Here is a 25,185-nt window from a genome sequence, read left to right as displayed (position 1 = left end):
AGCAGCAGCCTTTTTGATTGAAGCTGCTGCTTTTTAATTCCTATTACGCTAACCCGCTTTTTTCACCATTGTCACAGCTGGAGCGGTTTTTAAGCCGAGCAAAATGACTAATGCAGCTGCGGACATAATGCCAAATAATAAATAGACGGCAAGAATAGAGAATTTCTCATAGATCATGCCGCTTAAAAAAGTGCAAAACCAATTCCCAAGGCCATTCCCTACTGCAGAATAGAGGCTTATTGCTGTAGTGCCTACTGACACTGGCGCAATGTCTCTGACATATTGAAGGGCCGCAGGAATAAATAGCCCTGTAGAAAATCCTTGAACAATTGTTGTCGCATAAATCACGGCAAGAGGAGGTTCAAAGAAATACATAAACCACCTGATTGTGGAGATCAATGCGGCAGCGAAAAGAATTCGCTTAATTCCGAAACGGCTGATCCATTTTCCCGCAAAGCTCATAAAAGGAGCTTCACTTCCTGCAGCAAGAAAAAAAGCGATTCCAATCCCGCTAAGTCCCCCTTCGAGATGATTAATATAAATCCCGAAGTAAAAGTTATTAGCAAGAATCGGTCCGAGAACAAGAAACGAAATCAATAAGAAAACAAAATAGGCTGGAACACCTGAAAGCTCTTTTAAACCTTTTCTGATCCCCGTTTTAATCTCTATATGATCATTCGGGAGCCGTCTTACAAGAAAAGCCGCTGCAATAAGTACAATGGCAAAGGCATAGAAAATAATGCTTAAGCCGAAAATTTCAGAAAGCTTCCCGAGAAGAACGACAGAAATGGCAAATCCGATCGCACCCCAAAGTCTGATAGAACCATATGGCGTACCGCTTTTTTGGGCGTAGCTAACCGCTACGCTGTCTGAGAGCGGAATTAATGCACTTTGGAAAACAGCCAAAAAGACTGCTGCTAATAGCAGTAAGGGATATGGATGAACAAGAGAATACACGATTCCAAACAGCGAGGTACAGCAGAGAGCAATGGTCAAAAGACCAATTGGCCTTTTTGTCTGGTCGCTGAGCATTCCCCAAACAGGCTGAATAATGATCATAATGACAGGACTCATCGAAAGGAGCAGACCCATCTGGCTTCCAGTGAGGCCTTCCCCTCTAAGATAAATGGGTAGCAGCGGCGACAAAGAACCGATTGCGAAAAAGATGAAAAAATAATAGAGAAAAAAGTTCGGCTTGATGTATTCACCTGAAGCTGGCAATGCCTTCATACCTTCCTTCATTCAGGCTGTTTCCACACAAAAATGAGAAAAGAGCCTAGCATTAATATGACAAACCCTGGAATTATTCCTTAACTATAATGGGAGTTTGCAGGATTGGCAATAGCTCCAAAGTTCCCATATCAGACTAAAGAATTCAATGAGTATGGAATCCTGCTTAAACTATCAATATATTTTATTAAATATTTCAAATAGAGCAAATAGAAAACAGAGCAAGCTCACTAAGGAGCTGCTCTGTTTTCTGCAAGCATGTTTTCCTATTATTTCACTTCACTGGGCTGTTCCTGGAAAAACAGCCTTACTGGATTTCTGACAAGCATCGTTTCAATGTCTCCCTCGTTTACTCCTCTGTCTCTCAAAGCGGGAAGGACATTTTCAAATAAATGAGAGGGGTGCCAGTTTTTCATTATGGCTTCGAGCGGTGCAGGCAGCTCAAGCGGTCTGCCCATCCAAAAATTAACGGTATCATGAGAAAGCATGATTTGGCTCGCATATCCATCTTTAATTAAGGAGACGAGAGTTTCAATCCGATCTTCATCAGTCGGGGCTCCAAACATTCCCTGCAGTCCAAACTGGTCAAAGGCAATATAAAACCCTTTATTCAGCACTTCTTTATGATATTCGGGATTGGTATTTCCGCAAATATGGCCAATCACCACTTTTTTTGGATCAGCACCGTTTTCAAGCAGCAGATCCGCTTGCTCTGGCCCCATTGTCCCTTCCTGGGTATGCGTCATAATGACGGCTCCCGTTTCTTTTTGGGCTTTTGCTGCTGCCCGAAAAAACATCTTTTCATATTCCGTGATTTCACCCTTGCTTGAGGCTGTTTTGATAACACCCGGTATAATTCCTGTTCCTTCAATGCCTTCAGTCAGCTCTGTCAAAAACATGTGATAAATATCTTTTTCTGCCGTGCCAAGCTGCTGCCTGAACTTAAAATAAGGTGTAGCCCCTTCTCCTTCGTAATAAAACCCCGTAGCACAAATGATTTGAATTCCAGTCAGCTCTGAAATTTCTTTAAGCAGCTCCGGATTTCTTCCGCATTCATTCGGCGTTGGATCAACAACTGTCTGAACACCGCAGCTCATCATTTGGAGGGCAACTGTGAGGCATGCATCCAGCGCTTCCTTTCGGTTGAAGGCTCCAAGAGTGCCGTCCCCATTAAATCCTGGATAGCCAAATACAAAGTGCTCATGAATCAGTGTTTTTCCAAAATCTTCTCTTTCAATTGGACCTGTCACCGTTTGAATTTGACCTGTCATTTTACCACCTCGCTCACCTTTTGCTGCTCCTCTTCCTGAAGCTTGCGCCAGAGCAGTTTACCGCTTGAGGTCATAGGAAGTGATTCTCTGAATTCAATAACTCTCGGATATTTATAAGCGGCCATTTCTCCTTTTGTCCATTCGATGATTTCTTCTTCTGTTGTGGATAGAGCGTTTTGTGAAAGCACAATAAACGCTTTTACCGTTTCTCCTCTTTTTGGATCTGGAATTCCCACAACACAGGCCTGCTCAACAGCAGGATGCTTATATAAAAGGCTCTCAACTTCGGTCGGCCACACTTTAAAACCCGACGCGTTAATCATCCGCTTGACTCTGTCCACCATAAAGTAGTACCCTTCTTCGTCTCTTTTTCCGATATCGCCTGTTCTAAAGAACCTTTTTCCATCAAGCTCTATAAATGCCATCTGGTTTTCCTCCTGGCGGTTGTAATAGCCTAGGAATACCTGCGGGCCATTTACGATAATCTCTCCTTCCACCCCATCCTCGAGCTCATTAAGTGTGACAGGATCAATAATTCTTGCATCCACATCAAATGAAGGAATACCAAGACATTGCAGCTTTGGGCGGTCCGGCGGATTAAAATGGGTTTGGGCAATGGTTTCGGATAACCCGTATCCTTCAACAAACTTTAGCCCTGTTAAATTCGTCAGCTTTTCTCCAACGGCAGCAGGCAAAGCAGCTCCCCCGCCTGCGATGCACATAAGCGAGCGTACATCATTTTTTTCAAGTAGGGGATTGGCCAGAAAATCAATTAGCATCGTACTGATATTGACCCAATGGTTGACTTTTTTCCCTTTGATCATCTGCCGTGCATATTCCCGGTCCCACCTTGTCAGGATCACCATTTCTGCTCCTGACATGATTGGAATATGCATACTGTGAATCATGCCTGTAACATGAAAGAGCGGGAGCGTTGTAAGAACAACAGCATTTGATGTTGCATTCAGCCAATGATAGCCGCCAAATGTGTTTGCCTGAACAGTACGGTTTGAATGCATACATCCCCGAGGGAGCCCGGTTGTACCAGACGTATAAGGCAGAACAGCAAGATCATCTGGCCCTGCAAGCTCTTCGCCCGGCCAAAGACCTGTACCGATCGCTTCTCTCCATAAGTAATGCCCTTTTTGATTAAAAATCTGCCGTTCTTCTTTCACAACGTCTGGAATAAAGGAGCCGGCAAGCTTTCCTGCATAATCTGAGTATGCAGCAATAACCAGCTCTTCAATTTGGCCTTCGTCAATCAGCATCTTTACATTTTCATATAGCTCCTGTCCAATGATAGCTCTTGTTGCCTCGCAGTCCTTCACAAAAAAGGAAAGCTCTTCTGCTGTGTTCATTGGATTGATCGGCACTACTATAGCATTAGCTCTTAGAATGGCATAATAACCAATGATAAATTGAGGAGAATTCTGCATATATAGGAGCACGCGGTCTCCTTTTTTCACCTGGAGCTTTTGAGTGAGAAAGCCGGCAAGCTCATCTACTTCATCCAATAATTCTTTAAAGGTGTACAAGGAACCATAATACTGTATAGCATTTTTGTTTGGATACCTGTTTGCTGTTACCTCAAGATTGTTGTAAAGAGTTGTTTCAGGAAGGGTTAACGTAGTAGAAACCCTGACTGGAAAGTAATCAAAATGTTTCTCGATCATACTTGCACCTCTTTTCACAAAATTAATGTAAGCGCTTCCTTAAATCCATTCGAGATGAACTGAATGAAAACCTTCTGAGGAAATTTCTTTTTTCTTCAGGCTGAAACGACAAAAATACAGAAAGGGGATGACACGTACCAAAGCACCAGGCTTCCGGGTCATCCCCTTTTCCCATTGCTTAAGGGACTAGAATTAATTTCCCATTTGTTTTTCTTCCTTGAAGGAGACTATGAACATTCGCTGCCTCCTCCAAATCATAAATACCGCCTATTGTTAATTTCAACTGTTTATTTTCAACATACATTAGCAATTCTTTCAAACTACCCAGATACAGCTCTTTTTTTCTCATAATTTGCGGGAGGAAAAAGCCAATAACCGATTGGTTCTTCCCCATCAAATAAGAGGGATTCAATTTAGGCTGCTCCCCGCTCGCAACCCCGTATATAACAAGTCTTCCAAACGGCGCAAGACAGGACAGGGTTTTTTTGAATACCTCTCCTCCCGCCATTTCAAGGGCCACATCAACCCCTTTTCCTTCCGTTGCCTCTAAGACTTTCTTTTCCCATCCTTCAAGCGTATAGTTGATTATTTCATCAGCACCCAATTCTTTCGCTATCGCAAGCTTTTCATCATTGCTTGCTGTTGCAATTACTTTTCCTGCTCCAAACAATTTAGCGAGCTGGACAGCAATGCTCCCGACACCGCCTGCTGCCGCATGAATCAAAACCGTCTCACCCTTCTCGATTCTGCCCATTGTTTTTAATATATGGTAGGCACTCAAGCCTTGAAGCGGAAGCGCGACAGCCTCATGAAAACTTACTCCCTCAGGAACAGGAATGAGTCCTCTTTCGTCTGCCAGTGCAAATTCGGCATATCCATCTGATCCAATAAGTGTAACAACTCTGTCTCCTTTTCTGAACCGGCTGACACCGCTCCCTGTTTCTTCAATCACACCCGCTACCTCGGCTCCCGGAACAAAGGGAAGCGGGGTATCAATCACATATTTCCCTTCTCTTCTTGCAGTGTCAGCATAATTTACTCCGATGGATTCAATTTTAATAAGAACTTCCCTTTCTTTAGGAGAAGGCCTATTCAAATCAACCACCTTTAAAACTTCAGGACCGCCGTATTCTTCAAGCATAATGGCTTTCATTGCAATTTCTCCTTATTTCCCCTGAAATGCAGGAAGTCTTTTTTCTTTAAATGCAGCTACACCTTCCTGATGGTCTTTTGTTGATACCATCAAGCTTTGCATCATTCTTTCCTGCTCGAGGACCTCTTCAAGAGTGGAGGATGCGGTATGATCAATGATTTTTTTCATCGCTCCGATTGCTTTGATTGGCCCTTTAGCAACAGCTGATGCAAAAGAGACCACTTCGTCCTTTAAATTTTCTAGTGAGACGACACGATTTACGAGCCCGTATTCATAAGCTTTTGCTGCAGTAATCGGTTCTGCGCTGAAAAGCAGCTCTTTTGCACGGTATGGTCCCACTATCCGAGGAAGAAAATAAAGGCCTCCTCCGTCTGAAATCAGCCCCACCTTGGCAAAGCTCATCACAAATTGGCTGTTTTCTTCCGCAATAATGAGGTCACAGGCCAGCGCAAGATTAAATGCCGCTCCTGCAGCAAAGCCATGCACCGCAGCAATGATTGGCTTCTCAAGCTGTTTCATCGTTAAAATGCATTCATTCAAGTGTCCAAGATGTTCAAAAACCTCTTCTCCGCTTGCTGTACCCATGGACTTCACATCGCCTCCTGCACTGAACGATCTTCCTGCACCGCTCAATATAACGACACGGATCTCTTCATCTCTTTGGGCGAGCTTAAAGGCATTGGTAAGCCCTAGAATCATTTCTTCGCTAAAGGCATTCAGGCTTTCAGGGCGGTTTAGCGTCAGCATCAGCACAGCATCTTTTTTCTCAACGAGCAAATCACTCATACAATCATCTCCTCTATTCATTTTAGATTTTTCACATTCCTTCTTATACGATCAGCCAGCCACCATCAGCGAGAAGATCCGTACCTGTCATATAGGACGCCTCACTGGAAGCAGCTAAGGCTATGATATTCGCAATCTCTTCAGGCTTTCCTACTCTTCTGAGAGCTGTACTGCGTTCAATCGATTCTGTGAATTTAGCATTCTTTAAGCCGCCTTCTGTGAGCGGTGTTTCAATAAAACCGGGTGATACCGAGTTCACTCTTACTCCATACGGAGAGAGTTCCAAGGCAAGGGCTTTTGTAAAATTAACAACCCCTGCTTTTGCTGCACTGTAATGCGGGATGTGCGCTCCTGCTTTATAGGCTGATAACGAAGCGACATTGACAATAGATCGATCCGACCTTCTGCCTTCTTCATCATCCTTCATCAGTGAGCCTAGAATTTTTGAAACAAGAAAAACACTCTTTAAATTGGCTTTTTGCACAAAATCCCAATCTTCGCTGGATGTTTCAAGAATTTTGGATTGTCCTGAACCGCCAGCATTGTTAATTACGATATGGGGAGGTCCAAATTTTCCAGCAAACTGTGCAAGCCCTTGAACATCCTCTTCCTTTGTGACATCAGATTGGAATAGATGAGCTTTCTCTGCCCCGCATTGCTGATTGATACTGTCTCTTGCTGCTTCAAGCTTCTCTTTTGTTCTGCCTGCTAAAATGACTGTTGCACCTTCTTTGGCTAATCGTTCAGCAGCTGCTTTTCCAATACCGCTTCCTGCACCTGTTATAACTGCTATTTTGTTATGAAAACGCACGTAAACACCCTCTTTCATCTAGGCTTTTTGTTAAACCTTCATCAATGACTCAGCTGACAAACTGGCCCTTTTCCTGCTGTAAATCAGCTATTTTCCTGTTGCGTTCAATCGTGTTTTCATAGCTGATTGACTGGAATGCAGGAATCAAAAGCTGAAGCAATTCCTTTCTTTCATCGCCTGATAGCACCCCGCTGATGATTCTTCTTGCCAGGATTTCATTTTGAAGCAATGCGTCCTCGACGACCGTTTCTGTCAGCAGGATTTTCGACTCTTCTTTTTCAGGACCGTTTTTCTTTATAGCTTTTTCTGAGCGAAGCAGGCTGGACTCTGCAGCATATAAAGCAATGGCCATATCTGATAGCTTCATAATGGTCTCCTGCTCCTCGCTGAGACTTGAGCCAAAGCGCCGGTAAGCTGCTCCCATACATGCAAGAAGGGTATTTCTTAAAAGGTGAACCGCAGCAGTTTCCCTCTCAAGCACACCTTCAGACTGTGTTAGTGGCTGCTTCAGATTGTAAATGGCTTTTTGAATCACTTCTTCCAGTTCAATTTCTCCTTTTGCAGCTTTTCGGAAAAAGTGAGTTGGCAGCAGCAAGCGGTTAATCTCATTGGTTCCTTCGAATATACGGTTGATCCTTGAATCTCTGTACACTTGTTCAATTTTGTATTCTTTAATAAAACCGGCTCCTCCATGAAGCTGAAGGGATTCATCTGCTATTTGGTCAAGCGTCTCTGACCCGTATACCTTGCAAATAGCGCATTCTGCTGCATATTCCATCATCCGCTTGCCGATTAAGGCACTGTCTTCTGAATCGTAAAGACCGCCAAGCGCGCCTTCTAAAAGACCAGCTGTCCTGTATTGAATAGCTTCAGCAGCATAGATCCGGGCCGCCATTTTGGCAGTCTTTTCTTTAGTGGCTGCAAAATCAGCAATCGCTCTTTTGAACTGATGCCGTTCTTTCGTAAACCTTACTGCTAACTTGAAAGCATATTTGCCAGCTCCCATACAGGCAGAACCGAGATTAAACCTGCCTAGATTCAGTACATTCAAGGCAATGACATGCCCTTTTCCGATCTCGCCAAGCAGGTTTTCCCTCGGTACAAGGCAATCCTCAAAAATAACCGATCTTGTGGAAGAGCCTTTAATGCCCATTTTCTGTTCTTCCGGCCCAAGTGATAGTCCCGGAAAATCCTTTTCAACGATAAAGGCCGTGAATTGATCTCCATCCACTTTTGCATAGACGATAAAAGTGTCCGAGAAGACAGCATTTGTGATATAGAGCTTGGTGCCGTTCAGTACATAATGGGTACCTTTTTCATTCAATTTGGCGGTTGTCTTTGCAGCAAGAGCATCTGAACCTGAACCTGGTTCTGTTAAGCAATAAGCTCCTAGATATTCCCCGCTTGCAAGCTTCGGCAAGTATTTTTCTTTTTGCTCTTTGGAGCCGAAATAGGTGATCGGAAGTGTTGCAATGCAGGTATGATTGGAATGCGCGACCCCGTACCCGCTTGACCTCCCAATGATTTCTCCTACAAGTCCTTTGCTGATTTTATCAAGACCAAGCCCCCCGTAGGCTTCAGGTATGCTATGAGCAAGAAGCCCAAGCTCCCCTGCTTTTTTTAGAAGGGTTACGACCCGGCTGAAATCCTGGTTTTCAATGTCTTCTTGATAAGGATCAACCTCTTTTTCAAGAAATTGTCTCGCTGTCTGAGCCATCATTATGTGCTCCTGAGTAAAATCCTCCGGTGTAAAAACGGCATCAGAACCGGCTTGCTCATATAGAAAGCTTCCGCCTTTTTGCAATGATGCTGATTTCATTCTGTCATCTCCTCGTATTTCATCATTTTGCTTCCGCTCAAAACGCCTATTGCCTTGCAGCTGCTATGCTGGGTGATGTATGTGATCTCCTCTTCAAATCCGTACATGGAGAGCATTTCCCCAACTCTTGAAGCTTTCATTAACTCCTCTGCCTGGCTTCTTTGGCTTCTTGAAAATAAAACAGCTGCCCTTGCTGCGTCTGTCAGCGTGTATGAAGAAGCCGAAAGCAAACAGTCCGCAAAATATCCTGCTCCGTAAAAATCCTCTATGCAGAACTGGCCCGAAGAGCCGGAGCAGACAAGGACAATCGAATCATCACGGTGGAATTTTTCAAAGTGTTCAGCTGTTGCCTGGCTGTTCAGCAGCGAGCAGGCATAAACGTGTTTGGCAAGACCAGCTCCATGTATAGCAACTGTTCCGTTTGTTGTTGACAAAATCACGCTTTTTCCTTTTACTTTATCTTTTAAAAAGGAAGGATTCGGGTCCAGGAAGCCTTCAATTGTTCTTCCTTCATACTCTCCCGCAAGCAGATAGGAATTCTTTTCCATGCTTGCAGCTGTTTCCCTGGCACGTGTCTCATCAAGAACCGGTATGACCTCTTTTGCCCCGTTTTCCAAAAGGGTTATGATCGTTGATGTAGCGAGCAGCACATCAAAAACCACAGCAGTCTTTCCATTCATTTTTGCTTCATCAATTTCTTCTTTTTTCATCAGAACATGGATTTTCCCCAAAAACTCACCTCATCCCTTTTGAGCAATAGTTAGGCTGTGCTTAATAAGGGTCTCGGCAAATGCCCCAAATTTAGCGAACCTTGCATCCTTTGTCTGCCCCATTTTATAGCGGTAGTAAATCTGCTGGCAGATGACGGCAAGCTTAAAATAAGCAAAGGTTAAATAATAATGGATATTGGAGGTATCACGTCCGCTTTTTTTAGCATAACGATCGATAAACTGTACTCTAGTGTAAAATTCCGGCCGGATGGTTACAGTCGGCTTTCCCATCCCATATATCAAAAGCTCAGGATCGTCCTTTTCCATCCAATAGCTCATGGCAGCTCCAAGGTCAGCAAGCGGATCTCCGACCGTAGCCATTTCCCAATCAAACAGCCCTGTCATTTTTGTTAAATTTTTCGTAAACAGCGCGTTGTTCAATTTATAATCATAATGAATGACTGTTGGCTCATTTTTTGATGGAAGATGTTTTTCCATCCAATCTGTTAATCTTCCAATCTCATTAATTTCGTCTGTTTTTGCCCTGTAATACCTTTCAATCCACCCCTCAACCTGGCGCTGCATAAATCCATCTGGTTTGCTGATCTCTTCAAGCCTTGTTCCTTTATAACTGACATTGTGAAGATCAACGAGCGTATCTACCATGATTTCAGAAAGATTCTCACAATCTTCTCCCGTAATCTCGAAATCTTCTGGAAATTCAGTATCTATTACTGTTCCATGTCTTCTTTCCATTAGAAAGAATGGTGCTCCTGTTATCTCTTTATTGTCTTCATACAAGAGCGGCTTTGGAGCAAGCGGGAAAAGGGGATTCAGTGCTTTTAATACTTGGTACTCACGATCCATATCATGCGCTTTCGGTGCAACTGGTCCAAGAGGAGGCCTCCTTAAAACAGCCTCCCATTCACCGATATTAAGGGTATAAGTTAGATTTGAGGCACCTGTCCCAAATTGCCTGATCGTCAAATGGCCAGTTGGTATTTCTTTAAATTGACTGCGAAGATGCTCCTCAAGGAGAATGGGATCAAGCTCTTCTCCTTTTCTTACTGGTATCGTTTCATTCATTCCAATTCCTCCCTATCACTCTGATATGCTTGCAGCTGCCATGTGCTTTTCAAGCTCAGCGCGAATATGGCCGGGGATCGGAATGCTTTTTTGTTCTTGAAATTCATACGTAACAATAACGGATTTCCCTTTTGCTACTGGCCTTCCTGTTACTGCGTTTTTCATCAAGTGTTCCATATGAAAGCTTTTCGTTCCAAGGTGAGTAACTGAAGTTATGACCACGAGTTCATCATTGAAATGGGCCTGATCAAGAAAGTCACATGATGCTTGGGCCATGATAAACTGCCAGTTTTTCGCATCCATTATGAAGCCGATGCTTTCAAAAAATTGCACACGGGCTTCTTCCATATAAATAAAATAGCTTGTATTGTTGATATGGCCCAGTGCATCTGTTTCACAAAAACGGACCTTTAATGATGATTGGTATCCCACTTCCTATAAACCTCCTTATTGATGCGTAAACACAGGCTTTCGTTTTTCAATAAAAGCTTGAACGCCCTCTTGAATATCTTTTGTTTGGAACACTTCTTCAAACAGCTCCGCTTCCCGTTCAATTCCTTTAGATAAAGGAAGATCAAGGCCATCATCAACTGCTTTTTTCATTCTTGAAAGAGCAGGCAAAGAATATTGGGTGATTCTTCCTGCAAGCTCCATCGCTTTATTCAGGCCAGTTCCTTTTGGCATAACATAGTTCACTAATCCAATCCGTTCTGCTTTTTCTGCATCAATCGGCTCTCCTGTGAACATGATTTCTTTTGCTCTTGCTTCTCCAACAGCTCTTGATAGCCGCTGGGTGCCGCCTGCTCCCGGGAACAGCCCAAGCTTAATTTCAGGAAGTCCGATTTGTACATGCTCTTCCGCGATTCTAAGATCACAGGTTAAAGCCAGTTCACAGCCTCCGCCTAAAGTTAATCCATTAAGAACCGCAATAACAGGCTTTGGAAAATGGTCAATATACCCAAGGACAGAATGATTGACCATAAATTGTTCTTTAATCCCGGTTCTTCCCATCAGCTCAGGAAATTCTTTAATATCAGCTCCTGCCATAAATGCCCGTTCGCCAGCTCCCGTTAAAATAACGGCCACCGTTTCTTGATCATGCTCGATTTCTGTGAACGCTTCCTTTAATTCCCTTACAACCTGCTGATCCATCACATTTAAAGGGGGATGATCGATTGTGATAACAGCAATTTTTTCTTGCTTTTCAACCTTAACGAGCTTTTCCATTAATTTCTCACTCCTTCTTTTTCATATTGGTACCAGCCTTTTCCTGTTTTACGGCCCAGCTCCCCTTTTTTCACCTTATCTTCAATGCAGGCTGCCGGCTTATCTTCCGGATCACCTGACTCTGCATAGCGCTGCTGCATAACATAATAGCCTACATCAATACCGGATAAATCCATTAATTCGAAAGGTCCGATTGGGTAGTTCAATGCTTTTTTGCAAATAATATCAATGTCCTCAAAATCGGCATAGCCATTTTCATAAAGATAGACAGCCTCTTTTTGCAAAGCTCCTAAAATACGATTTGCAATAAATCCGGAGATTTCTTTTTTCAGCAGGACAGCTGCCCGATTGATCCTGCGGCATACTTCCATTGTCAGTTGAGCTGTTTCTTCAGAAGTTTCTTCACTTGTTACAACCTCCACACAATCCATTACAAGCGGCGGAAAAAAGAAGTGCATATTTACCACTTTCTCAGGGCGGCTCGTCACCCCGGCAATGAGGGAATTCACAATGGTTGATGAATTGGTTGCAAGGATAGCATGATTTGGGGCAATCGTATCAAGCTGTCTGAACAGAACCTGTTTAGCCTCGAGTTTTTCTACAATTGCTTCGATGACAAAGTCAGCATCTTTTGCTGCTTCTTCAAGACTTGCTGTAAAATGAAGGCGGTTGAAGGCAGCTTTTTTTGCCTCATTTGAAATTTTGTTTTTTGCCACCCACTTGTTCATAATGGTCTCAAGAGTTGACTCAGCTTTCGTTAAAGCGGTTTCATTTACATCCTGAATTGTCGTTTCGTAGCCGCCAAGTGCACACAGCATAGCAATTTGGTGCCCCATTTGCCCCGCTCCGGCTACACAGATTCTTTGAATATTTTCAGCTTTCATTACTAATTCCTCCCTTTTAACACCATAACTAACTAGTCAGTATGTCATAGACAAGCGAGACGATTTGCCCCGCTTCACCCGGTCAAACTTCAATTCCTTCAAGCATTATGGTCAGAAAGATGTCTGAAACCTCTCTGTCTGTAGCCCTTCCGTTTGGATCAAACCAGAAATAGCTCCAGTTCGTCATACCTAGAATGCCAAGTGCCGTAATATCAATCGGAATGTCGTTCCTGAATTCTCCTGCCTGAACGCCGTCTCTTAACGTTTTTTCAATATTAAGCCGGAATTGTTCCCGCTTTTCAATAATTTCGGCCATATTCTTTTCGCTTAAGTGCCGCATTTCTCTGAAAAACACTCTGGCGCTTAATCCTTCTCTTTCAATATCATGGATGAGCACATAAATCATTTCATGAAGTTTGTGCTTGTTCGTTTTCTTTGAATCTTCCAATATTTCTTTTTGTTTATCCAGCAAGTTTTCGATATAAGAGAGATGGATATCCATCAAAAGCTGCTCTTTGTTTTTGAAATAATAGTAAAACGTCCCTTTCGTCACATTCAATGCATCTGTTATTTCCTGTATGGACGTTTCTTTAAAGCCTTTTTCTGCGAAAAGGCGGATGCTCTCTTGCACCATTCTGTCTTTCATTGTGATAACCCTCTCAATCTATTCTGTTTTCCCATTATAGCATGGCGGCTGAATAGATTTACTTGAGCTTCTATACTTGCTTTCGTGCCGCCTCTTCCCTTAAAGCTCGCCTAAGTATTTTCCCTACATTCGTCTTTGGCAGCTCGCTTCGGAATTCAATTTCTTTCGGCACTTTATAGGCTGACATGTTATCTTTGCAATATTGGATGATTTCCTCCACTTCCGCTTCTTTTCCGTTTTTAAGGACAATAAACGCTTTTACTGTTTCTCCTCTATAAGGATCAGGCACTCCAATAACGACAGCCTCCTGAACAGATGGGTGTTCATAAAGGATCTCTTCTACATCTCTCGGATAAATATTATATCCGCTCGCAATAATTAAGTCTTTTTTTCGGTCATTAATATAAAGGTATCCGTCTTCATCCTTTTTGCCGATATCTCCTGTGAAAAGCCAGCCATCTCTTAAGGCATGGGCTGTTTCCTCAATCATGTTCCAGTAGCCCTTCATCACCTGCGGTCCTGAAACAATGATTTCACCAAGCTCCCCAGGCCTAAGCTCTTCGAAACCCGTTGCCAAGTCCACAATTTTGCAGGCCGTTTGCGGGAATGCAAGCCCTACACTTCCAGGTTTTCTCTCACCAAAAACCGGATTGCAATGTGTGACTGGTGATGCTTCCGAAAGGCCGTAGCCTTCTAAGATTTTAGCCCCGGTCTTTCTCTCAAATTCACGCTGCAGCTCAACTGGCATAGGCGCACTGCCGCTATTGCAGATTTTGATGCAATCCAAGCCAAATTCCTCGGCGCGGGGATGATTCGTAATTGCCACATACATCGTTGGAACGCCAGGAAAAATTGTAGGCTGTTCCTTTCTAATCGTTTCAAGGACTTCCTCTAGATCAAACCGGGGCAGCATAATCATGCAGTTGCCGCAGTACAAAGACATGTTCATGCAGGAAGTCATGGCAAATACATGGAACAGCGGAATAACGGTTAGGCATTTCTCCTGACCAAGGTTCACCTCAGATTTAGAATATTCATAGGACTGAACCGTGTTTGCTACAAGATTTCGATGGGTCAGCATGGCTCCCTTAGAGAGGCCAGTGGTACCGCCTGTATACTGCAAAACCGCGATGTCATTTTCCGGATCAATCTCTACCTCGTTCAGCTGCTGTTGGCCGCGGGATAGAAAAATTTCGAATGACTCAGCCCCCTCCTGCTTGGGCGAATCTGGCTGGAGACTGACTGTAATGATTTTTTTTAAGTTCGTTTTCTCTTTAATCGCATTGACTCTTTCATAAAGAACGTCGTAAACAACGAGTATTTCTGCGCCGGAATCATTCAATATGTGCTCGAGCTCTCTTTCAACGAGCATCGGATTCATCTGGGTAACAATTCCTCCAGCTGTTAAAATTCCAAAAAAGGAGACGGCATACTGAGGACAGTTTGGAAGCATAATGGCTGCCCTGTCCCCTTTTTTTAGACCCTCTCCCTGAAGCGCAGAAGCAAAGGCCGAAACGCTCTCGGACAATTGGCTGTAGGTCATTGTTCTTCCATAAAACGAGATGGCTGGATTCTCACTGTACTTATCAACAGCATTCTTCAGCATATCGGACAATGATATAGACGGAATATTAATATCATGCAGCATGCTCTCTGGATATTTGGAAAACCATTGGCTGAGGTCTTGCATATATGTCCCTCCTTTTAGTGATGATTTTTTATAAGGATCTATTATTGATTTTAGACACCTGTTAAAATTGGTTTTTTACTGTTTAAAAAGGCTTTTTGCTTACAAGGGTGAGGCCTGCTGGCGAAAATTGGGACTGCACAAGCAGAAAGAGGCTTTGTACTAGTTGGAATCGATGTTTCACTGGCAGATACCAGCTTCTAACGAGCCAAACACCCCTTTTTACTGGCGAAGCCTCTATTTTCACTTTCAGACACTTTGGCGATCTGCTAGTCTGATTTTTAACCGTTTAAAAAGCTTTTTTCACCTGCTGCACTTAGCCCTACTCGCGGAAATCAGGATTTCCCAGTCATTCTACCCCTTTGCAAGAACCGATTTACAAGGCGTGGGTTCCGCCGTCAACGATGAGTACATCCCCTGTAATAAAGTCGGATGCACCTGAAGCAAGAAATACAGCAGCTCCTTTTAAGTCTTTCTCAGATCCAAATCGTTTAAGAGGAGTCATATCAAGAAGATAGTCCTCCCCTTGTTCGATTAAAACTTTGGACATTTTAGTAGGAAAAAAACCTGGTGCGATTGCATTAACGTTAATATTGTACTGGCCCCATTTTGCAGCAAGATCTTTCGTAAATGTAATAACAGCTCCTTTACTTGTGTTATAGCCAATCGTATCCATATACCTTGGATGTGCGCCTCCAAGTCCTGCAACAGACGCAATATTAATGATTTTGCCGCTTTTTTGCTGAATCATTTTTTTACCGGCTTCCTGTGCCATTAAAAAAGTCCCGGTTACATTCACATCGATAACCTTTTTCCACGCTTCAAGCGGCATTTCAGCCGCGGGAGCTCCCCATGTTGCGCCGCTGTTATTAATCAGAATATCTATGCTTCCAAACTCCTCAATCGTTTTTTCCACAACCATTTTTACGTCCGAAGGGGAAGTAATGTCACAGGAAAGAGCAAGTGTCGTGACTCCCTTTTCCTGCTGCAGCCGTTCAGCAACCTCCTGGCACGCTTCCACTTTTCTTGAACAAAGCACAACGTTTGCTCCAGCTTCTGCTAGCCCTTCCGCAATCTGCTCTCCAAGACCTCTTCCGCCGCCTGTCACGATTGCTGTTTTATCGGACAAGTCAAAAAGCTCTTTAATATGCATGCTATTTCCTCCTTAGACCGTTTGCAGCGAAACGTCGTATTTTTTCAGCTCAAGCCTTGCAAGCTGCGCTCTGTGCACTTCATCAGGTCCATCTGCAAGGCGAAGTGTCCTTGCATTTGCCCATTGCGCTGCGAGCGGGACATCTTCACTAACACCGGCGGCGCCAAAGGCTTGAATGGCACGGTCAATTACTCTTAAAGCCATGCTTGGAGCTACCACTTTTATCATCGCAATTTCCTGTTTTGCAGCCTTGTTACCAACCGTATCCATCATATAAGCCGCTTTTAGTGTTAATAGTCTCGCCTGTTCAATCTCAATTCTTGAATCAGCAATCCATTCTTGAATTACACCTTGCTTAGATAGCTGTTTTCCAAAGGCTTCTCGCTTTTGAACACGCTTACATAATTCTTCAAGAGATCTTTCGGCCGCACCGATCAGCCTCATGCAATGATGGATTCTTCCTGGTCCAAGTCTTCCTTGTGCAATGGCAAATCCTTTTCCTTCGCCCCACAAAATATTTTCTTTCGGTACTCTCACTTCATTGAAAGTGATTTCTCCATGTCCATGTGGAGCGTGATCATATCCGAATACAGGAAGTGTTCTTTCCATTTTGACTCCCTCCGTATCAAGGGGAACAAGGATCATGGACTGCTGCTCATACTTAGGTGCATTCGGATCGTTTTTCCCCATTACGATTGCAATTTTACAGCGCGGATCACCCGCACCGGAGGACCACCATTTTCTGCCGTTTATGACGTATTCATCTCCGTCCCGCTCAATGCTGCAGGAAATATTCGTAGCATCAGAAGAAGCAGCATCGGGCTCTGTCATAGAAAAACAGGACCTGATCTCGCCGTTCAAAAGCGGCTTGAGCCAGCGGTCTTTCTGTTCCTCTGTTCCATAACGGACAAGCACTTCCATATTTCCAGTGTCAGGGGCCGAGCAGTTAAATATTTCAGGAGCAATCAAAGATCTCCCCATAATTTCGCATAGCGGTGCGTATTCTTGATTTGTGAGTCCGGCCCCATAATCGCTTTCAGGCAAAAACAAATTCCAAAGCCCTTCCTTTTTCGCCTTCCTCTTAAGCTCTTCCATAATGTCAGGAACTTTCGACCATCTCGTTTCCTGTTTGTTCAGTTCTTCTTCAAAAACCTTTTCATTCGGATAAACATACTCCTCCATAAACTGGTTCAAACGCTTCTCTAAATCCTTCACCTTATCTGAATAAGAAAAGTCCAAAGGGTTTCTCCTCCTTTACTTACTAACCGGTTGGTATGTATTTCTTATCCTATCATAATATAAATCTTCTGAATAATACAACTATTAGAGAGGTAATATCCTTGGACGAGAAAATGGCAGGAAATGAACCTCCCTGCCATTTTCTCACCATTATTCATTTCGCTAATTCATAAATTGCCTGTGCATAGATAGCCGCTGCTTTAACAAGATCGTCAATTTCCATGTACTCATCCTTTTGATGTGCAATATCCGGACGTCCTGGAAACAGCGGTCCAAATGCCACTCCAGCTTCCAGTGAGCGTGCATAGGTGCCTCCTCCGATGGAAATCAGTTCAGCTTTTTCCCCTGTTTGCTCCTCATAAACCTTCTTCAGCGTCTGAATTAATGGATCGTTCTCGTCTACATGATGAGGCTTGGAATCGCTGAAGCTGTTTAAGTTCACTCCAGGTATTTTCCCCAGTTTTTCCCGAATAAAATCGGATTGGGCTGTAACCGGATAGCGAATATTGATGCCAAGCTCTCCGCCGGTTTCTTCAGAATAACGGATAATACCGGCGTTGACTGTCAGTTCTCCGCTGATCTCATCCTTCATTTCAATCCCAAGCTTCTTCCCTCTCGTATCTGCATGAAAATAATCCGTTACAAGGGTAAGGAACTGGCTGCCATGCTTATCAAGCTCTTCCTTCAGCAAATAATCTGCAAGAAAAATTCCGGCATTTTTTCCGTTGTTTGGTTCCATGGCATGTGCTGAAACGCCTTCTAATTTAAAATGAAGATTCCCGTTTTCTTCTGTAACTGAACCGGAGAGGCCATTATCGGAAAGATACTGATCATAGCCTGTTTTAAGCTTATCGCTTCCAGAAAGGATGGCTTCTGCAAAATCAGGTACCATATTAAATCTTCGGCCAGAATCAAAGGAATGAAGCAACACAGCGTCTGAAGGTGCTTCCTCATGCGGAAAATCCGTTTTTAGCTTTGCATCCACAATTCCTTTTTCAGCATAAATGATTGGAAAGTCAGCATCTGGAGCAAAGCCCATTGCGGGCATTTCTTCGTGCTTAAAGTAGTGTTCAACACAGCGCCAGTCGCTTTCTTCATCTGTTCCAATGATCATTCGAACTCTTTTGTTCAGATCAAGCCCCAGATCTTTTACGAGCTTCATCGCATGATAGGCAGCCATGGTTGGCCCTTTATCATCGAGTGCTCCGCGGGCAAAAATTTTCCCATCCCTGATTTCCGCTCCAAAAGGATCACTCGACCAGCCGTCTCCTTCAGGAACAACATCGATATGACAAAGGATTCCAACAATCTCTTCTCCCTTGCCCATTTCAATATGGCCCGCATAGCCATCAAGATTTTTCACCGTAAAGCCATCTTCATTTCCTTTGTTCAGCAAATGGTGAAGTGCTTCATTGATTCCTTCACCAAAAGGTGCTCCTTCTTTTCCAGCATTTTCATCAAGAACGCTTTTAATTTGAAGAAACGCTTGGGTATCGGAAATTAGTTTTTCTTTTCTTTTCTCCATTTCACTTTGCCAATCATTCATTCCCGCTCACCTCTTCTAATGGTTATATGTATAGTTTGTACCTATATATGTTAAGATACCACTGGACAAAGAAAAGCGGAAGCGCCTTGTTCAGCCCCGACAAGCACTGGAGCAAAAATCCGAAAAGTCCGCTCTTCGACTTTTTGGATTTTTGTGAAGTGACCTCGAGGGGCTAGGCGCTGGAGCTGGACAAAGAAAAGCGGAAGCGGCTTGTTTAGCCCCGACAAGCACTGGAGCGAAAAGCCGAAAAGTCCGTTCTTTGACTTTTTGGCTTTTCGTGAAGTTACCTCGAGGGGCTAGGCGTTGGAGCTGGACAAAGAAAAGCGGAAGCGCCTTGTTCAGCCCCGACAAGCGCTGGAGAAAAATCACGAAAAGTCCGGGTTTGACTTTTTGAGATTTTTCGAAGCGACTCGAGGGGCTAGGCGCTGGAGCTGGACAAAGAAAAGCGGAAGCGCCTTGTTCAGCCCCGACAAGCACTTGAGCGAAAACCCGAAAAGCATGGATTAATATATGTACCATTGAAGTATGCTATCGAAACGAAGACAAAAATTCATGTAAATATCTTTGTTAATGTCTTGCATTCCGCACTAAAAACGAATATTATAGTCTAGGGTTTTAAATAATGTTCGTTTTATTTGGAGGTTTCTTAATGTTTAAGCTGAAAGAACACAATACTACTGTAAAAACTGAACTCATCGCCGGCATGACCACTTTCTTTACAATGGTCTATATTGTTGTCGTTAATCCAGGAATTCTTTCTAATTCTGGTGTCCCTTTTCAGCAGGTTTTTATGGCAACTATTATTGCTGCAGTCGTTGGTACACTGATTATGGGTCTTCTTGCCAATTATCCGATTGCCATCGCTCCAGGAATGGGCATGAATGCTTATTTTGCTTTTACTGTAGCAAGCGGAAAAAACGGCGTGCCTTATCAAATAGCATTTGCAGCTGTTTTTGTAGCCGGAATTCTGTTTTTAATTCTCTCTTTAACATCTTTTCGAAAAGCATTGATCGAAGCTATTCCTTCAAATCTTAAAAATGGTATTACTGCCGGCATCGGCCTCTTCATAGCTTTTATAGGACTTCGTACGACTGGTATAGTGGCTGATAGCAAGGAGAATCTTGTATCTCTTGGTGACCTTCACTCGCCTTCTGTTATTCTGGCTCTCATCGGTCTTGGAGTTACCCTTATTTTAATGTGTTTAAATGTAAACGGCGCTTTGTTTATCGGTATGCTTGTAACTGGATTGATTGCATATTTCACAGGCCAGCTCTCATTTAAAGAAGGGATCATGGCACTTCCAAACCTTCCTCAGGGCCTGGTGATTAATCCCATCACAGCTTTTGGAGATGTCATAAGCCACAGTTTATATGCCGTTATATTTTCTTTCCTTCTCGTAACCATATTTGATACGACCGGAACAATGATCGGTGTCGCCAAGCAGGCTGGGCTTATGCGCGGAAATGAACTGCCGAATGCCAGAAAAGCACTCCTTGCTGATTCAACAGCTACTACAATTGGTTCTTTGTTTGGTACAAGTCCTACAACAGCCTACATTGAGTCCTCCTCAGGGGTTGCAGCAGGAGGCCGCACAGGGCTGACAGCGTTAACCGTTGCCGTCCTTTTCGCTATCGCCTCCTTCTTTGGACCGCTTGTTGGTGCTGTTTCAGGCATTTCTGCTATTACTGCTCCCGCTCTTATCATTGTCGGAAGTTTAATGATCGGTGCAATTGCAGACATCAACTGGAAAGAAATTGATGAAGCCTTCCCTGCTTTTATTGTTATTTTGACAATGCCTTTAACATCAAGCATTGCGACAGGAATTTCATTAGGTTTCATTTCCTACCCGATCCTGAAAATTGCAAAAGGAAAAGCAAAAGAAGTTCACTTTTATGTTTATCTGTTTGCTTTCCTGTTCTTGATTCAGCTGATCTTTTTAGGAAATCATTAATAATATGTTTTTTTTCGCATAGATTGTAGCTATTCGTACGGTCTACACGTATAAAGATAGCTTCGTGGCATCTTTTCTTAAAATTTACTCAATTTCTCCTGCTTGAAAGTTATTCTTTCAAGCAGGATTTTTTTTATTTTTTTGTCCAGATAAAAAAGGGCTGACCCATTTGTGCTATCACATGTGGGCAACCCTTTCTCAATGACTGTGAAATACCATTAATAACTTGATCCGGAATGATTGATAAGATTGATAATAACAGTCCCCCAGAAAATAGCACCGATCAAAAACAATGCGATCCCTACTAAAAGCAAGATACCCTGTATTTTAAAATAAACCGCTAGATTTGAAACAAACTCTCCGAAATTTTGGTCTGTTTGTTCCAATTTTAAATCCCCAGCTTTGTTTGCTGCCTTGATAAGAAAAATTCCTATAATCAGTTCAAGTACTCCCGGAATAGCCCCTATTACAAAAGCAAACAGTCCGGTTAAAGCACAAAGGCCTCCTGCTATGGCCATGAACCAGCCAGTTAATCTCCCCCAATAGGAAATTTTCGAAATAGAATCAAGAGCTTTTTCATTCAGCATATTTGCACACTCCTTAGCTGTATAGTTTCGGTGTTTAATATATGTTCTGAATGGCACACATATGAGGGAATCTTATGACCTGTTTTTTTCACATGCTAACAATCTTTCTTCATACGTTTTTATGTCAGGGATTCATTAGCAGGCTTCTTCATAAGGATACATTTACCAAAGCAACTTCTTTGCAAAATGTCTTTACATTGTCATACAATTCAAACCATACTTCATATAGTGTAGTGTGCCTCAATAGAAAAAAGAAATTGCAAAATGTTTTGAACATGTAAAAGTTGTGTAAATTTACCTTTATTTCTAGATTCCAAAGCAACAAATCGTGTAAAATATTGTTGTAGCGATTTAAAAAAAATAAATAGAAGCTTAAATGATCTCTTGTGTAGGGCTATTAGACAGGTCTTAAAGACCTATGCCGATGCGATTAAATGATAAGGAGTGGTTTTTTGAAACCTTCAACAAACCGTATGCTAACCCGTATCAAATCCATTTACATGTTCATTTTTGAAAGAGGCACTGTAACAACTCAACAGCTAGTTGACGAATTTGGTATTACGCCAAGAACAATTCAGCGTGACTTGAATGTGTTATCCTATAATGATCTTGTAAAAAGCCCTAGCAGAGGTAAATGGACCACTACCAAGAGAAAAGTAAAGCTTTCATCTTAAAAGAAAAAACTCTATTCTTACATAAAAAAGGAACCTGGTGTCAGGTTCCTCTCTTTTCGTTTGGATGTTTTCGCAAAGATTGCAGCTATTCGGATGGGTTTAGAAAACGTATGAGGATTAGCTCAGTGACATTTTTTCTAAGGATGTTTTCGCAGAGATGTTGTTTTTCGTACATGCTTATATTACGGATTTAGACTAGCCCCGGGCATCTTTTCTTAAGGCTGTTTTCGCAGAGATTTTTACTTTTCGTAAATGTCTTTGTCACGCATTTAGCAATGCTTCGCGGCATCTTTTCTTAAAGTTCATGCGGAAGCAGTGGTCTTTCAAAAGAAATTTGGGATGAGAAGCAACAAAGTTTAAGAAAAGAGCCTTTCTTAAAGTTTTAGCCATTTCATTGGTTTCGAGTACTGAATATTGGTTCATGAGCAACAAAGTTTAAGAAAAAAGCCTTCCGTTTCTATTCTACAAATCGAAAACCTTTGCATTTCTTAACTCTTCCACTTCTTCATCCGTAAGCTCCCTGTACTCTCCAGGTTCCAGATCAGCGTCAAGCTGAAGAGGCCCCATGCTTAATCTCTTTAAATACACCACTTTTTTGCCAACAGCTTCAAACATTCTTTTTACTTGATGAAATTTGCCTTCCGTTATCGTCAGCTCAATTTTTGAGACAGAGGCCGATTCAAGAATAACGAGTTTCGCTGGCTTGGTTAAATACCCATCATCAAGGGTGACACCCAGCTTAAAGGACTCGATATCCTCTTCCGTCACAAACCCTGAAACCTCGGCAAAGTACGTTTTCGGCACATGCTTCTTTGGTGACAGCAGCTGATGGGACAGCTGTCCATCATTGGTAATAATCAAAAGACCCTCTGTATCTTTATCAAGTCTGCCTACAGGAAATGGCTCGAAAAGCGCGTCCTCCGGCTGAAGAATGTCGATGACGGTTTCCTGAAGATCATCCTCAGTAGCTGATAACAGACCTTGAGGTTTATTCATCAGCAAATAAATAAATTCTCGATAGTCTACAACAGCCTCATGCACCGTAATTTCCTGTTGGTCTGGATCAACATGTGTTTTCGGATCCTTAATGACGTTTCCATCCGCTTTCACAACACCTGTTTTCAGCAGCTGCTTCACTTCTTTTCTGCTTCCGTAGCCGCTATTGGCAAGCAGTTTATCAATTCTCATCATCATCACTCCATTTGAAAAGAGGCTTTAGGCCAAAAGTCTTTCCCTATAACTTTTTTCCTCAGCCCTGATAAAATGCTCGCCTTAAGCCCTTCCTACTTTTTTTCTTTTTAAAAATGTTAATCTTGATCCCATCAATCTTTCAAGCAAGTGAGATTTATAAGCGAGGTAAAGATAAACAGCTGCACCGCCTGCAACCGAAATCAGCAGTACGATCGATGCAGCCGCTCTGCTCGCTTTATAATTGATGAATATTCCAAGCACTGATTGAAGAACGGAAAGGGCAAGCGCCATAAAAACCGTCAGCAGTAATATAAACATGGTTCGCTTCATCAGCACTTTGAAGGAAAACTTTGCATGCCGCTTAATCATCACGAAACTGTATAAGATAGATGCCAGAAAGCTGACGGCTGTTGCTATAATGGAGCCTTGTCCATGCAAAAAATAAGAAAGCGGATAATTAATGCATGCTTTAATGATTAATCCGAAGGCAAGGCTGATGACAGCAAGCTTTTGTTTATTAATCCCTTGCAAAATGGCAGCATTTACAGTGAAAAAGGAAAACAGGATAGCAAGCGGAGCCTGCCACTGAAGAAGCAAAGCTGCTTGCGCAGATCCTCCGTAAAAGGCTTTATAAATAGGACCCGCAAGAACCATCATCCCGCCAATAGCCGGCAGTACAAGAAACATAATCGTCTGAAATGATTGGCTTATCTGCAAGTGAAGCTGCCTGAATTCCCTGTTTGTGTAGTATTTTGTAATGGTAGGAACAAGTGTCAGTCCAAATGCTGTAGCGAGCGAGACAGGAATCATGATAATCTGCCTGCCCTGGAAAAGGACAAATGAAAGGATACTGTCTGCAAATTCCCCGTATCCAGATGCATTCATTGCGGGAATCATCGTATATGTATCCACAGCCTGTGAAAGCGGGATAGCCAAACCAACAAATACGAAAGGTAAAGCATAGCTGAAAAGCTCTTTAAACAGCTTTTTCATGCTGATTTCTGAAGGCGGAACTTCATTTTCTTTCATTGCTTCAAGGGTATGTCTTCTTTTCATCCAATACATCCATAAAACGATTAAACCGCCTATGGCGCCTACAAATGCTCCAAATGTTGCATAACCGACCGCTGTTACCTTTGAACCGTGGAAAATCTTAAGGATCGCATAAACAGACACTAATAAAAAGACAATACGGACGATCTGTTCAATAACTTGAGAAACGGCTGTCGGTCCCATGGATTGATGTCCCTGAAAAAATCCCCGGATCAAACTCATGATTGGCACCACGATTAATCCAATACTTACCATTCTGATAACGAACACCGTGTCTTCAATTGTTATTCCTGAGGCTAGCTTTTCTGTTCCAAGCGCACTGGCAGCTAAAATAGGGGCAAGGAGGTATAAGACAATAAAAGAAAGAAACCCGGTTAAAAGCATAACTCCGATTCCAGCCCGAAACATCTTTCTGCTCGTCTCATAATCTCCTAGTGAATTATATTTCGATACAAATTTTGAAACGGCCATTGGGAACCCGGCTGTCGCAATGCTAAGAAAGATTGTATACTGCGTATAGCCTATCTGATATAATCCGGAAGCCGAATCCCCAACTAAAGCTACGAAGGGGATAACAAACAGCATTCCCAAAATCCGCGAGATATAAGTCCCTAAAGTTAAGACAAATGTACCTCTCATCAACTTACTCGCCATATATGTAATCACCATTCTATCTATTCAAGATTCAACTTTTCTATTTTAACACACTATATAGGAGAATCGTAAAACCTTGTAGGGATTTGTCGTTTTTCTTTACCGGCCATTCGGCTATAATAGATGAAGCAGCAATAAGAACGGTAAGAAGGTT

The 25,185-nt window shown here is 42.7% G+C and carries 23 protein-coding genes; 3 read left to right on the top strand and 20 right to left on the bottom strand.

Annotation, left to right across the window (positions count from 1 at the left end):
- Positions 1 to 48: 48 nt before the first annotated feature.
- The 17 genes from ACOT8F_RS05350 to pepV form a co-directional block, all read right to left on the bottom strand.
- Positions 49 to 1,242, bottom strand: a complete 1,194-nt coding sequence (locus tag ACOT8F_RS05350; protein WP_421650542.1) for an MFS transporter — start codon at positions 1,240 to 1,242, stop codon at positions 49 to 51.
- A gap of 257 nt (positions 1,243 to 1,499) precedes the next feature.
- A complete protein-coding gene (locus tag ACOT8F_RS05345; RefSeq protein WP_421650541.1) occupies positions 1,500 to 2,501 on the bottom strand; it encodes a phosphotriesterase family protein in 1,002 nt (333 codons plus the stop codon).
- Positions 2,498 to 4,174 carry a long-chain-fatty-acid--CoA ligase gene (locus ACOT8F_RS05340; protein WP_421650540.1) on the bottom strand — a complete coding sequence of 559 codons (1,677 nt, stop codon included), beginning with the start codon at positions 4,172 to 4,174 and terminating at the stop codon, positions 2,498 to 2,500. The genes ACOT8F_RS05345 and ACOT8F_RS05340 overlap by 4 nt, the downstream gene beginning before the upstream one ends.
- Before the next feature lie 178 nt (positions 4,175 to 4,352).
- Positions 4,353 to 5,327, bottom strand: coding sequence for a quinone oxidoreductase family protein (locus tag ACOT8F_RS05335; protein WP_421650539.1), 975 nt, complete (start codon positions 5,325 to 5,327; stop codon positions 4,353 to 4,355).
- Between the two features lie 12 nt (positions 5,328 to 5,339).
- Complete coding sequence (locus tag ACOT8F_RS05330; RefSeq protein ID WP_421650538.1) at positions 5,340 to 6,113, bottom strand: enoyl-CoA hydratase/isomerase family protein; 774 nt, start codon at positions 6,111 to 6,113, stop codon at positions 5,340 to 5,342.
- A 43-nt stretch (positions 6,114 to 6,156) separates the two neighbouring features.
- Complete coding sequence (locus tag ACOT8F_RS05325) at positions 6,157 to 6,924, bottom strand: SDR family NAD(P)-dependent oxidoreductase (protein ID WP_421650537.1); 768 nt, start codon at positions 6,922 to 6,924, stop codon at positions 6,157 to 6,159.
- 49 nt (positions 6,925 to 6,973) lie between these two features.
- Positions 6,974 to 8,743 carry an acyl-CoA dehydrogenase FadE gene (locus tag ACOT8F_RS05320; protein ID WP_421650536.1) on the bottom strand — a complete coding sequence of 590 codons (1,770 nt, stop codon included), beginning with the start codon at positions 8,741 to 8,743 and terminating at the stop codon, positions 6,974 to 6,976.
- The gene (locus ACOT8F_RS05315; RefSeq protein ID WP_421650535.1) at positions 8,740 to 9,474 is read right to left on the bottom strand and encodes a 2-phosphosulfolactate phosphatase; all 735 of its coding nucleotides are present in this window, start codon (positions 9,472 to 9,474) and stop codon (positions 8,740 to 8,742) included. The genes ACOT8F_RS05320 and ACOT8F_RS05315 overlap by 4 nt, the downstream gene beginning before the upstream one ends.
- Before the next feature lie 9 nt (positions 9,475 to 9,483).
- Positions 9,484 to 10,539 (bottom strand): phosphotransferase family protein, encoded by a 1,056-nt coding sequence (locus ACOT8F_RS05310; RefSeq protein WP_421650534.1) that lies wholly within the window; start codon positions 10,537 to 10,539, stop codon positions 9,484 to 9,486.
- 15 nt (positions 10,540 to 10,554) lie between these two features.
- Positions 10,555 to 10,971 (bottom strand): acyl-CoA thioesterase, encoded by a 417-nt coding sequence (locus tag ACOT8F_RS05305; protein ID WP_421650533.1) that lies wholly within the window; start codon positions 10,969 to 10,971, stop codon positions 10,555 to 10,557.
- Between the two features lie 15 nt (positions 10,972 to 10,986).
- Entirely contained in the window at positions 10,987 to 11,766 is a 780-nt protein-coding gene (locus ACOT8F_RS05300; protein WP_421650532.1) for an enoyl-CoA hydratase, read from the bottom strand.
- Positions 11,766 to 12,650 (bottom strand): 3-hydroxyacyl-CoA dehydrogenase family protein, encoded by an 885-nt coding sequence (locus ACOT8F_RS05295; protein WP_421650531.1) that lies wholly within the window; start codon positions 12,648 to 12,650, stop codon positions 11,766 to 11,768. The genes ACOT8F_RS05300 and ACOT8F_RS05295 overlap by 1 nt, the downstream gene beginning before the upstream one ends.
- A gap of 82 nt (positions 12,651 to 12,732) precedes the next feature.
- Positions 12,733 to 13,296, bottom strand: a complete 564-nt coding sequence (locus tag ACOT8F_RS05290; RefSeq protein ID WP_421650530.1) for a TetR/AcrR family transcriptional regulator — start codon at positions 13,294 to 13,296, stop codon at positions 12,733 to 12,735.
- 70 nt (positions 13,297 to 13,366) lie between these two features.
- Positions 13,367 to 14,986 carry a long-chain-fatty-acid--CoA ligase gene (locus ACOT8F_RS05285; protein WP_421650529.1) on the bottom strand — a complete coding sequence of 540 codons (1,620 nt, stop codon included), beginning with the start codon at positions 14,984 to 14,986 and terminating at the stop codon, positions 13,367 to 13,369.
- Between the two features lie 373 nt (positions 14,987 to 15,359).
- On the bottom strand, positions 15,360 to 16,136 hold the full coding sequence (locus tag ACOT8F_RS05280; protein WP_421650528.1) for an SDR family oxidoreductase: 777 nt from the start codon (positions 16,134 to 16,136) through the stop codon (positions 15,360 to 15,362).
- A 12-nt stretch (positions 16,137 to 16,148) separates the two neighbouring features.
- Positions 16,149 to 17,375, bottom strand: a complete 1,227-nt coding sequence (locus ACOT8F_RS05275) for an acyl-CoA dehydrogenase (RefSeq protein ID WP_421650527.1) — start codon at positions 17,373 to 17,375, stop codon at positions 16,149 to 16,151.
- 154 nt (positions 17,376 to 17,529) lie between these two features.
- The gene (pepV, locus tag ACOT8F_RS05270; protein WP_421650526.1) at positions 17,530 to 18,921 is read right to left on the bottom strand and encodes a dipeptidase PepV; all 1,392 of its coding nucleotides are present in this window, start codon (positions 18,919 to 18,921) and stop codon (positions 17,530 to 17,532) included.
- 303 nt (positions 18,922 to 19,224) lie between these two features.
- Here pepV and ACOT8F_RS05265 point away from each other — a divergent pair, with 303 nt between their 5' ends.
- Positions 19,225 to 19,428: a hypothetical protein gene (locus ACOT8F_RS05265; protein WP_421650525.1), complete on the top strand. Its 204-nt coding sequence runs from the start codon at positions 19,225 to 19,227 to the stop codon at positions 19,426 to 19,428.
- A gap of 142 nt (positions 19,429 to 19,570) precedes the next feature.
- Complete coding sequence (locus ACOT8F_RS05260) at positions 19,571 to 20,872, top strand: NCS2 family permease (protein ID WP_421650524.1); 1,302 nt, start codon at positions 19,571 to 19,573, stop codon at positions 20,870 to 20,872.
- A gap of 218 nt (positions 20,873 to 21,090) precedes the next feature.
- On the opposite strand, the gene ACOT8F_RS05255 is transcribed toward ACOT8F_RS05260, so the two are convergent.
- Complete coding sequence (locus ACOT8F_RS05255) at positions 21,091 to 21,459, bottom strand: DUF5362 family protein (protein WP_421650523.1); 369 nt, start codon at positions 21,457 to 21,459, stop codon at positions 21,091 to 21,093.
- A gap of 452 nt (positions 21,460 to 21,911) precedes the next feature.
- Between ACOT8F_RS05255 and ACOT8F_RS05250 the strand changes: the two genes are divergently transcribed.
- Complete coding sequence (locus tag ACOT8F_RS05250; protein ID WP_421650522.1) at positions 21,912 to 22,133, top strand: DeoR family transcriptional regulator; 222 nt, start codon at positions 21,912 to 21,914, stop codon at positions 22,131 to 22,133.
- A 462-nt stretch (positions 22,134 to 22,595) separates the two neighbouring features.
- Here ACOT8F_RS05250 and ACOT8F_RS05245 read toward each other — a convergent pair whose 3' ends face one another.
- Together ACOT8F_RS05245 and ACOT8F_RS05240 are read right to left on the bottom strand one after the other, a co-directional pair.
- Positions 22,596 to 23,321: a pseudouridine synthase gene (locus ACOT8F_RS05245; RefSeq protein ID WP_421650521.1), complete on the bottom strand. Its 726-nt coding sequence runs from the start codon at positions 23,319 to 23,321 to the stop codon at positions 22,596 to 22,598.
- Between the two features lie 84 nt (positions 23,322 to 23,405).
- Positions 23,406 to 25,031, bottom strand: coding sequence for a putative polysaccharide biosynthesis protein (locus ACOT8F_RS05240; RefSeq protein ID WP_421650520.1), 1,626 nt, complete (start codon positions 25,029 to 25,031; stop codon positions 23,406 to 23,408).
- Positions 25,032 to 25,185 lie beyond the last annotated feature (154 nt).

This window comes from Chryseobacillus diguaensis (genome assembly GCF_049220665.1).
Classification (GTDB): Bacteria; Bacillota; Bacilli; order Bacillales; family Bacillaceae; genus Metabacillus_B.
The sequence above is the reverse complement of the archived record's forward strand: the minus strand, read 5'-3'. Positions and strand labels throughout refer to the sequence as shown.

Excerpts from the sequence above, each read along its gene's own strand:
- ACOT8F_RS05350 (WP_421650542.1), bottom strand. The coding sequence starts at position 1,242 with ATGAAGGAAGGTATGAAGGCATTGCCAGCTTCAGGTGAATACATCAAG.
- ACOT8F_RS05345 (WP_421650541.1), bottom strand. The coding sequence starts at position 2,501 with ATGACAGGTCAAATTCAAACGGTGACAGGTCCAATTGAAAGAGAAGAT.
- ACOT8F_RS05340 (WP_421650540.1), bottom strand. The coding sequence starts at position 4,174 with ATGATCGAGAAACATTTTGATTACTTTCCAGTCAGGGTTTCTACTACG.
- ACOT8F_RS05335 (WP_421650539.1), bottom strand. The coding sequence starts at position 5,327 with ATGAAAGCCATTATGCTTGAAGAATACGGCGGTCCTGAAGTTTTAAAG.
- ACOT8F_RS05330 (WP_421650538.1), bottom strand. The coding sequence starts at position 6,113 with ATGAGTGATTTGCTCGTTGAGAAAAAAGATGCTGTGCTGATGCTGACG.
- ACOT8F_RS05320 (WP_421650536.1), bottom strand. The coding sequence starts at position 8,743 with ATGAAATCAGCATCATTGCAAAAAGGCGGAAGCTTTCTATATGAGCAA.
- ACOT8F_RS05310 (WP_421650534.1), bottom strand. The coding sequence starts at position 10,539 with ATGAATGAAACGATACCAGTAAGAAAAGGAGAAGAGCTTGATCCCATT.
- ACOT8F_RS05300 (WP_421650532.1), bottom strand. The coding sequence starts at position 11,766 with ATGGAAAAGCTCGTTAAGGTTGAAAAGCAAGAAAAAATTGCTGTTATC.
- ACOT8F_RS05295 (WP_421650531.1), bottom strand. The coding sequence starts at position 12,650 with ATGAAAGCTGAAAATATTCAAAGAATCTGTGTAGCCGGAGCGGGGCAA.
- ACOT8F_RS05290 (WP_421650530.1), bottom strand. The coding sequence starts at position 13,296 with ATGAAAGACAGAATGGTGCAAGAGAGCATCCGCCTTTTCGCAGAAAAA.
- ACOT8F_RS05285 (WP_421650529.1), bottom strand. The coding sequence starts at position 14,986 with ATGCAAGACCTCAGCCAATGGTTTTCCAAATATCCAGAGAGCATGCTG.
- ACOT8F_RS05280 (WP_421650528.1), bottom strand. The coding sequence starts at position 16,136 with ATGCATATTAAAGAGCTTTTTGACTTGTCCGATAAAACAGCAATCGTG.
- pepV (WP_421650526.1), bottom strand. The coding sequence starts at position 18,921 with ATGAATGATTGGCAAAGTGAAATGGAGAAAAGAAAAGAAAAACTAATT.
- ACOT8F_RS05260 (WP_421650524.1), top strand. The coding sequence starts at position 19,571 with ATGTTTAAGCTGAAAGAACACAATACTACTGTAAAAACTGAACTCATC.
- ACOT8F_RS05255 (WP_421650523.1), bottom strand. The coding sequence starts at position 21,459 with ATGCTGAATGAAAAAGCTCTTGATTCTATTTCGAAAATTTCCTATTGG.
- ACOT8F_RS05245 (WP_421650521.1), bottom strand. The coding sequence starts at position 23,321 with ATGAGAATTGATAAACTGCTTGCCAATAGCGGCTACGGAAGCAGAAAA.
- ACOT8F_RS05240 (WP_421650520.1), bottom strand. The coding sequence starts at position 25,031 with ATGGCGAGTAAGTTGATGAGAGGTACATTTGTCTTAACTTTAGGGACT.